Source organism: Embleya scabrispora DSM 41855 (assembly GCF_000372745.1).
GTDB lineage: Bacteria > Actinomycetota > Actinomycetes > Streptomycetales > Streptomycetaceae > Embleya > Embleya scabrispora.
The window spans coordinates 23291-33067 of the sequence record NZ_KB889729.1 but is presented as its reverse complement, the minus strand read 5'-3'; the positions used below and the strand labels follow the sequence as shown (position 1 = coordinate 33067).

Annotated in this window: 4 protein-coding genes; 3 read left to right on the top strand and 1 reads right to left on the bottom strand. The window is 70.8% G+C overall.

The genetic code is table 11. The features are described 5' to 3' along the window. The first annotated feature begins 1674 nt into the window (after positions 1 to 1674). Positions 1675 to 1821, top strand: a complete 147-nt coding sequence (locus A3IC_RS69480) for a hypothetical protein (protein ID WP_158696382.1) — start codon at positions 1675 to 1677, stop codon at positions 1819 to 1821. Between the two features lie 330 nt (positions 1822 to 2151). Next, complete coding sequence (locus A3IC_RS0146980; protein WP_026219554.1) at positions 2152 to 3231, top strand: protein phosphatase 2C domain-containing protein; 1080 nt, start codon at positions 2152 to 2154, stop codon at positions 3229 to 3231. Between the two features lie 1342 nt (positions 3232 to 4573). Here A3IC_RS0146980 and A3IC_RS0146975 read toward each other — a convergent pair. Beyond that, complete coding sequence (locus A3IC_RS0146975) at positions 4574 to 5236, bottom strand: hypothetical protein (protein ID WP_020556993.1); 663 nt, start codon at positions 5234 to 5236, stop codon at positions 4574 to 4576. 2459 nt (positions 5237 to 7695) lie between these two features. Between A3IC_RS0146975 and A3IC_RS0146965 the strand changes: the two genes are divergently transcribed. After that, on the top strand, positions 7696 to 9141 hold the full coding sequence (locus tag A3IC_RS0146965; protein WP_020556991.1) for an ATP-binding protein: 1446 nt from the start codon (positions 7696 to 7698) through the stop codon (positions 9139 to 9141). Positions 9142 to 9777: the final 636 nt, after the last annotated feature.

Below are 9777 nucleotides of genomic sequence, written 5' to 3'. Positions count from 1 at the left end.
CTCGCCGGGCGTGTTCGACTCCCGACCACATTGCTCGGGAACTGCGCTGGCAGCAACGGGGGTTCGCATCCGGGTCTGTATCACCCGGGGTCGGCGGACCGGGACGCCGGCTCGTGGAGCAAACCAACATTCCACAACACCACAGGACTTGGAACCGTCATCGCCAACCATCATTGGAAACAGGCGACTTCACCACCGGCCGGCCACTTCCAATTATAGGCGGGGCACCACAGCACGGACACGACCATGCATCAAAATCTGCTCCGGGTACGATCCGGGAAAATCCACGGACCCGCCTGCACCGGACGGTCCGCTCCGCGGCCCCACCATCGCGCCCGCCGGGCCGAGCCGGCACCCACCCCTCGGATACATCGCACCGGCCCTCCACGGCCATCAGAGCCCGCCCAGGAAACCACCGGGAACCCCCGACAAGCCCCCCTGGACGGCCCCTCCGGCCCTCGATGCCCGATCTCCGCCACGAAGGCCCTGCACCGCACGACAACCCCAGGCGGCCCCGATCGAAAAGCCCGAAAGTTGTAAGGAAAATCCGGGCAGGAATCGGGACACCGCAGAGCAACCACCTCCACTCGGCACAGCGCCCCAACCCACACGACGGACCGGGCACGGCCAACTCCCGGGCACGCATGGGAGGTTGTGGGACGCTGCCCTGCAGGACGTCGTCTCCACGACACCGGAAACCATCCAAACGACACGAACGGCGCCCTGCACGGCCGCGACCAGGCACACCCGTCATTACCGACCCACGACATCCTCACACGGCCACCACGACACCCAACCGCAACTCCACAGCCCCTACGGCCCCACTCCCCCACACCAAACGAACCGGCACCGACCTCCAGGCGCAGCGAACAGGCCCTCCACCGTGTCGCGAGCCCCGCCTCGGACCACCTGGACGCCCCGACAGGAAGCCGCCCGATGCCCCCTGCGGCCCTCACGCTCCGATTCCGCCACGGCCCGCGACCGAGCCCGAACAACGCCGCAGGACGGCACGCCGCGACGCCGACGAACCCACACCCTCCCACCGCATGTCGTAAGGAAAACCACACAGAAACCCCACCCCAGAAACCAGACAACAAACCACCACACCACCACACGACCCGAACCGGCAGAGACCAGGACGACATGGCCTGCCACCGCGACCACACACGGCGCAGCGGACGACAACGTCCGGGCCGGGCCGACACGGGCCGGACGACTGCCCAACGACGACCGCGAACGACACGGCCGGCGCCCCAGGCTCGTGCCGGAGGAATCGGGCCCGGCGCCCGACGCGGCCGGCGCCGGCGTGCTCGGGAAGCGGATGACCGGGCCGTCGGGGTGCGGCCGGGTCGAACGATCGACAACCGACGCACCCGGCGTGGTTCGCTGTCGGGCGAGCGGAAACCGCTGCCGACGGCAGCTCGGCATGCGCCGGTGAGGCAGGTGTCGGTCCGAGGGCTTCGTCGGCGGTGGGTGTGAGGTTCACAGTGAGGTGGGGGCTTTGGTACCGGTGGGGGTGTTCCGGGTTGCCCCGTTGAGGGGTGAGACAACGTGGTCGTTTGTGGGCCGGGTCGCCGGGTGCTACGGGCCGGCGCCGACGCCCTGACGGGTCGTCGGCGATGGGGCGACCACCGCCCCCGGCACGAGAGCGGGACGCGACGGGCGGACGCGGAGATGACCCTCGACGCGGCAGGGCGGCGGACGTTGTCGCAGTTGTGCGGCGTCGAGGAGGAGGTGCTCGCGCGGGCGTTGCCGTCCTGGGGCTGGGAAGAGGGCGAGGTCGCCGGGTGGGACACGGCGGGGATGCCGCAGGGGATGTAGCGGGTGGGCGGCGCCTTGGTGGGGCCGGCGGCGTTCGGATGTCGCCTGTGTACGGCACGGCGTACCGGGATGTCGGTACGGGTGGTTCGCTACGCGGCACGGTGGGAGCGGGTGTGCGAGCGGCACGCGCGGTGGAATTCGGACGCGAACGCCGACGGCGTGCCGGAACACCTCGCGTTGCACGAAGTACCGGAGGTGGTCCGGGCGCAGCGGCGGTGGGCCGGTGTGGCGCGGCGGGCGGCGCGGGTCGGGGGGTTGACCTTCACCTTGGGGGAGGCCAGAGCATCGGTGGGGCCGGGCGATGTGCTCGGCATGAGGAGGAGAGCGGGCATGGGGTTGCTGACCATCGGGGCGTTTGCGAAGGCGTCCCGGCTGTCACCGAAGGCGCTGCGTCTTTACGACGAGCTCGGATTGCTGGCCCCCGCTCGCGTCGACCCGGTGACCGGCTACCGCCTCTACGCACCGGAACAACTGGATCAGGCCCGGCTGGTCGCCTGGCTCCGGCGCCTGGGGATGCCCCTCGCCCGCATCCAGCACGTCTGCACGCTGGAGGCAGGCCCGGGCGCCCAGGAGATCCGCGCGTTCTGGGCCCAGGTCGAAGCCGGCACCGCCGCGCGGCGGGATCTGGCCACCTTCCTCATCGACCATCTGTCTTGGAAGGACCTTGCCATGTCCCCGACCGCCAAGCCCCTCGGGATCCGCTACGCGGCTCTTTCCGACACGGGCCATGTCCGCGAGAGCAACCAGGACACCGCCTACGCCGGATCCCGCCTGCTCGCCGTCGCCGACGGCTACGGCAGCGCAGGAACTCCCGCGAGCGCGACCGCCGTCGACGCGCTCAAGCACCTCGAAACCGACAGCATCCCGGGGGGCAACCTCCTCAACGCCCTCGAAGACGCCATCGAACAGGCCAAACAGGCCGTCAACGGCATCGTCGGGGTCGGCTCCTCACCCGAAGAGGCGGGCACGACACTCACCGCGATGCTCTGGACCGGATCACAGCTGGCCCTCGTCCACATTGGCGACTCCCGCGTCTACCTCCTACGCGACGGAGAGCTGTTCCAGATCACCCACGACCACACCATGGTGCAGTCGATGGTCGACGAAGGACGCCTCGGTGCGGAAGAAGCCGCCTCCCACCCCCAGCGGTCCCTACTGGTACGAGCCCTTGGCCAAGGAGCCGATGCCACCCCCGATATGCGCCTTCACGACGCCCGGCAGGGGGACCGTTACCTGCTCTGCTCCGATGGCCTGTCGACCGTCGTGCCGACCGAGGAAATCCGACGGGTGCTCTCGGAAGTCGGGGATCCCGAGCAGGCCGTCCGCGAACTCGTCGTCCTCGCCAACGGCTCCGGCGGTCCCGACAACATCAGCTGCGTGGTCGCCGACGTCATGGAGCTGCAGCAGTAGGAGGGAGCGGCATGCACAGCGAGTTGCACCGGATCCGCTCTCGGGAACTCATCCGTGAAGCCGACGAGTACCGACTCACCCGACAAGCCGGGAGGCCCAAGCCGGCTCCCCAGGCTGGGTAAGGCGGCGAACAGCATCCGCTCGACACAGCGGTTGAGGTTCTCTCGATGCTGCCCTTCAGATGTGGGCTGTAGGGCGGGAGCACGGTGATGTCCGCGTCCAGGGCGATGAGCGCGGTGGTCACGGTGTGGGAGAGGAAGTCTCTGCCGCGGTCGAAGCGCACGTGTTCGGGCAGGCCTCCGATGGGGCCGTAGGGGTGGGTGCGCACGATCGCGGAACGCAGTGCGGCCAGGACCGAGGCCCGCTGGGTGGCCGGGGGGTGACGGCGACGTCGGTGATCGCTTTGGTCGCGCAGTCGACGAACCACGTGATGTACGGGTGGACGAGGTCGCCGTCGACGGTCACACGCGGGGTGCCTGGACGTGGTCGGTCTCCCAGGTGGTAGCGCCAGGTCGGGGCGCTTGGCGAACACGCCGGCGCCCGGGCGGCCTCGGGGCCTCGCCCGCGAACGCCTCCACGGGAGGGTCGCCGCCCGGGCGGATCACCGGATCCGAACACCACCCGATGAAACAGAGCAGCCCACCTGGAACCGCAACACACCCCGGCGGGAAACCGCAGGACGACACGACACCCGGGCGCAGGCCGGCCGGCCCCGGCACGCACAAAGACCGACCACGAAGCCCCGCGGTCCGCGTCAATCAACCATGCGAACCCGCAGGCCACCACACCCGACACCACCCACAAAACCCGAGCGGCGACACCTGGTGCGTCCCGTCACGCCGGGCAGGGCATTCTCACCGTATGGCCGGCCGATCCCATCCCAGGGCGTCGTCCCACCCACCCGACCGCGACGAGATCACCAACTCCCCCACGGACAAAGGCAGATCCCGATTTCGCACCCACGCACCCCATGGACAGTCCGATGAGAATCCACCGGACAACCACACAGGACCCACCAGGCCGTTGCACGAGCCGCACCGGCGCCTCCGGTGCCCTCAACACGCAGCCTCGTCCAGGCGCAGCGTCGCCCTCGGTCGAAAGCGTCCCCCGTCCCTCCGGGAACCATCCGCGCGCGGTTCCTCACCACTTACCTCACGCGAAAAAAACCTCACGCAAAACTTCGGCTTCGCGCCCGTGTCGGGCCCCTCGCCAACGCATCGCCATCAGCGCCGAGTCGGGAACCGAACCACGACCGGAGTCGGACACCGCAGGCACCGTCCGCCGCGATGTCCCGCGGGTCGTGAACACCTCCGGTGCCGGCGTCCCGCTCGTGCGCCGGTCCTCAGGCGGGACCGTGCACGGGGCAGTCGACAGCGTGCGGTTTCTCCTCGCCGGCGAGGGTATTGATCTCCGCGCGGAGGCGGGGATCGCCGTCCAGGCGCCCCAGGATGAACACCCGGTTCCTCCCGTGTGCCACGTCGTTTCGGTACTCGGCGATGTGAGGGGCCGTGTCCTGCACCAGTTCGACCAGTATCTCCTCGACGAAACAGAACGGGCATTCGTGCGCGAGCCTGACCCGCGGGGGCAGCGCGAGGCCGTCGGGATCCGCGGGCATTCCGCCCAGGATGACCGTGCCGTTCCGTGCCACGCCCAAGAGAATGCTCTGGGCCGTGTCCGGTCGGGCGGCCGTCGCGATCCGCAGCATCAGTCGCGCAGGGTCGACGACGGACGCGCCTTTTCCGTTGAGCGCACTCGCGGCGGCGGAGATCCCCAACCCGATCCCGAACAGCGGGAAGACGGCGAGCAGACCCCAGCCGACAATCAGCAGCCAGCCGTAGCCCTCCCCGGAGCCCACGGTCAGCGTCCCGCCCAGCCAAAGGCCCGCCCCGGCGACATCCCGGATCCGAGGTTTGCCACCTCGCCATATCGGCAGCAGCATCCGCAGCAGGGACCACGCGGCGAGCACCGGGAGGCAGATCACACCGATCGTGCTCAGGACGCCCACTGTGTGCTCCCACTTTCCAGCATGTCCGCCCGCAGGATGTCGAGTCGATTGGAGAGCACCCGGTGACGCACGTCAACGTACTCGGCAACATTGCCTGGAAAGACTTCGAGAGCCGAGGGCGACAGCGGACCACCGGGCGCCGCGTCATCGAACCGGTGCACCCGGCAGGCGAGTTGCCCCCGGCTCGGTGCTCACGGCAACGGCGGCGGCTCGGCGGCGCTCCGGGGCCGGCGTGGATGGCCGCGGAGCGCCCGGGGCCGCAGGGCCGGGAGTGGGGGCAGGGCCGCCGGACCACCCGCAACAAGGTGCGCGAAGGTGGCGGCAGAGCCGGCGGGACACGAAGGCGCAGCGGCGTCACCACGATCGGGCCCGCTCGGTCGCCACCGTCATGCGTCTGCCCCATCAGGCCGCAGCAGGAACACGTACCTGAAGGACCCTTCTCAGACGCCCCCTTAAGGAAAATTCCGTCAGGCATCCGGACGTAAAAGGGACAATCATCCCCTTCATCCCTCGCAGCGCGTCCGCCCGCAGTCGACGCCGACACCGATCAGGCCCACACGCGGTCGGCTACCGCGGAGGTTCCCGCAGCTCGACCACGGTGACGGCCCAAGGCCCGGCCGGCCACGTAGTAGACGATGAAGCAACCACCGACGGTAGCGTCGCGGCGGTCGGGTCGTCGGAACCGATCGGGAGGAGCCGTTGCCGTAGGGGTCGTCCGCCGAACGCGTCCATCGCCCGATCCGAACACCGCCCGCCGCTCCGCGGACATACGCAACTCCACAGCCCCCACGGCCCCCACGTCGCCACGCCGCAATGAACCGGCACCGACCTCCAGGGCGCAGCGAACACCCTCCACCGTCGTCGCGAGCCCGCCTCGGACCACCAGGACGCCCCGACAGGAAGCGCCGGACGCCCCCTGCGGCCCTCACGCCCGATTCCGCCACGGCCCGCGGCCGAGCCCACGAACAACGCCGCAGGACGGCACTCCGCGACGCACGCCGACGAACCCGGACCCTCCCCATCGAATGTCGTAAGGAAAACCACACAGAAACCCCACCGCAGAAACCAGACAACACACCACCACACCACCACACCCGAACACGGCCCGAACCGACACAGACCAGGACGACAGGGCCTGCCACCGCGACCACACACGGCGCAGCGGAGGGAGTATCAAGGACTCTAAATCCCGATACTCCCGCAGCGGACGACGCCGTCGGGGCCGGGCCGACACGGGGCCGGGCCGACACGGGGCCGGACGACTGCGCAACGACGACCGCGAACGACACGAGCGGCGTCCCGGACTCGTGCACAAGGAATCGGGCCGGCGCTCGACGCGGCCGGCGCCGGCGTGGTCGGGATGCGGATGGCTCGCTGTCGAGCGGCCGGGCCGAACGGTCGACAGCGGACGCGCCCGGCGTGGTTCGCTGTCGGTCGAGCGGAAACGCTGCCGACGGGGACTCGGCATGCGCCGGTGGGGCCGTGTCGGTCCGGGGGCTTCGTGTGCGGTGGGTGTGAGGGTTCGTGGTGGGTCGGGGGTGCGCTTTGGTACCGGTGGGGGTGTTTCGGGTCGACTCGTTGAGCGGTGAGACGACGTGGTCGTTCGTGGGTCGGGTCGCCGGGTGCTACGGGCCGGCGCCGACGCCCTGACGGGTCGTCGGCGATGGGGCGACCATCGCCCCCGGCACGAGAGCGGGGCGCGACGGGCGGACGCGGAAATGGTCCTCGACGCGGCGGGGCGGCAAGTGTTGGTGGAGCTGTGCAGGGTCGAGGAGGGGGTGCTCGCGCGGGCGTTGCCGTCCCGGGGCCGGGAGGAGGAGGTCGCCGGGTGGGACACGGCGGGGATGCCCCGGGGGGTGTGGCGGGCGGGTGGCGCCGTGGTGGGGCCGTGGTGGGGCCGGTGGCGTTCGGATGTCGCCTGTGTACGGCACGGCGCACCGGGATGCCGGTACGGGTGGTACGCGGCACGGTGGAAGCGGGCGTGCGAGCGACACGCGCGGTGGGGCCCGGACGCGGACGCCGACGGAGTGCCGGAACACCTCGCGTTGCACGAAGTGCCGGAAGTGGTCCGGGCGCAGCGGCGGTGGGCGGGCATGACGCGGCGGGCGGCGCGGAGTGGGGTGGATCCCGGGGAGGTGTTCGGCGTCGCGTGGGCGGTGGTGTGCCGGTGGTGGGAGTCGGCGCCGGCCTGGGAACGGGAGGAGATCTGGCCGCGGCGACTGCACGCGGTCGCCGGCGGGGACGCAGGGGATGACTTCTTGTGGCGGCGGGTGGCCGGGCGGGACGCGGTGACGTTCCCCGATTCGCGTATTGCGCCGGCGGTGACAGGGTCCAGGCCCCTGGCTGAGTTTTGTTTCGAAGCGTGGGTTCGGGCGACGAGCAGCGTAGACTGTTTCTACATAGATCAGGTCTACATAGAGTTCCACGTCGATACTCGCTCCGGATGATGGGAGAGCCGTATGTCCTTTGTCGGTAGGCGGCTGGAGCTGGCGCTGTTGACCAAGCGCCTCGAACGTGTGGCCGCCTCCGGTGTCGGGGCTGCGCTCGCGCTGCGGGGTCGCAGGCAGGTCGGCAAGTCCCGGTTGGTGCAGGAGTTCTGCGACGCGGCCGCGGTGCCGTACGTGTTCTTCACCGCGACCAAGGGGGCTTCGCCGGTCGAGGCGGTGTCGGACTTCCTGACCGAGTTGGCGGAGTCGTCGCTGCCCGCGGACCCCGAGTTGGTGCCCTCGGGCGGCGCGGGCAAGTGGCCCGACGCCTTCCGGGCCCTGGCCGCGGTCCTGCCGGATCGGCCCGTCGTCGTGGTGATCGACGAGTTGCCCTGGCTGGCCGAGCAGGACGGGCTCTTCGACGGGGCGTTGCAGACCGCGTGGGACCGGTTGTTGTCCAAGCGCCCGGTCCTTCTGCTGCTCCTGGGCAGCGACCTGCACATGATGGAGCGGCTGACCGCGTACGACCGGCCGTTCTACGGCCGTGCGGACAATCTCGTGCTCGGCCCGCTCGATCCCGCCGAGACCGCGGACGCGCTCGGGTTGGGGGCCGCCGACGCCATCGACGCGCACCTGGTCTGTGGCGGCCTGCCGGGCATCCTGCGTGCTTGGCCTCACGGCACCCCCGCGCTCTCGTTTCTCCGGGACGAGTGCGCGGATCCGGCGTCGCCGGTGTTCGGCGTGCCGGAGTCGTCCCTGTCGGCCGAGTTCCCCGCCCCGGACCAGGCACGGCGGGTGTTGGAGGCGGTGGGCGGCGGCGACCGCACACACGCGAACATCGCCGCGACGGCCGGCGGCCGCGGTGGCGCGATCCCTTCCGGGTCGCTGTCGCCCCTGTTGCGCAGGTTGGTCGAGGAGAAGCGGGTCCTGGCCATGGACGAACCGGTGTCCACCACGCCGGGCAAGCCCGCTCTGTACCGGGTCCAGGACAGTAATCTGCGCCTGTACCTCGCGGTGTTGCGCGGAGCGCAGGAACAGGTGCGGCGGGGCCGGCCCGAGGCGGCCTACCGGCTCGTCGAGCGGCGCTGGGCCGCGTGGCGCGGTCGCGCCGTGGAACCGCTGGTACGCGAAGCGCTCGAACTCGCCGCCGGGGAGGGCGCGTTGCCCTGGGACGACATCGAGGCCGTCGGCGGTTGGTGGAACCGACGTTTCGACCCCGAGGTCGACCTGGTGGGCGTGGACCGCGCGCCGGTGGCCCGGCACGTCCGCCTGGTCGGGTCGGTCAAATGGCTGGCCGGGCCGTTCGATCGCCACGACATGGCCGACCTCGCCACGGCCGCTCCCCAGGTCCCCGGCTTCACGGTCGGCAGTACCGCCCTGGCCGTGGTCACCCTGTCCGGTCTCGCGTCCGACGTGCCCACCGAACCGATCGGTGTGCTCTGGGGACCGGACGACGTCGTCGAGGCATGGAAGCACTGAGGGTCGGCGGCGAACCCGCGTCGACCAGGCGGGGGCGGCATCCGCGCGACCCGTACTCCCGGAGAGGTGGTTCAGACCGTCGCCCCGGGGACCGGTACGGACTACTCCGAGTTCCGGAGCGTGAAGTTCACGCGCTGACGCACGCGGTCCGGGGCCGGGGCCGTCCGCTCTCCCGAGCACGTCGCGCCCCTCGCCCCGGCGGGTACGCCGAGTGGACCGCTGGGGCATAAGGTCCGGGACCGGTGAGCCGGCCCGACGACGCGTCCGCCGCCGTGCCGTCTTCTCGACCGACGTGTCCCGATCGGATTCGTGATGCCCACGGCGAACCCGGACACCCCACCACCCTCGGACCCCCGACGGTGGCCGTACAGGTCGAGGCCGTGGAGGACGTCGGCGGTGAGTCCGACCCGGGGGTCGTCCGGGTGAACCGGGGCCGAAACGCGATGATCGCGCCCCACGGCGGGAAGAGCCCCTTCCGCCATCGACGGCCGGACCCGCCGGGGGTTCCCCACCGCAGGCTGAAAGGCCAAGACCACCCGCCCGGGCCGGGCCGGGACCATTCGGCAGCGCTACGACCCGAGGGGATCCGTATCACACGCGGTCGTCGGGGAACCTGCATCGGCGGCGCACACCGAG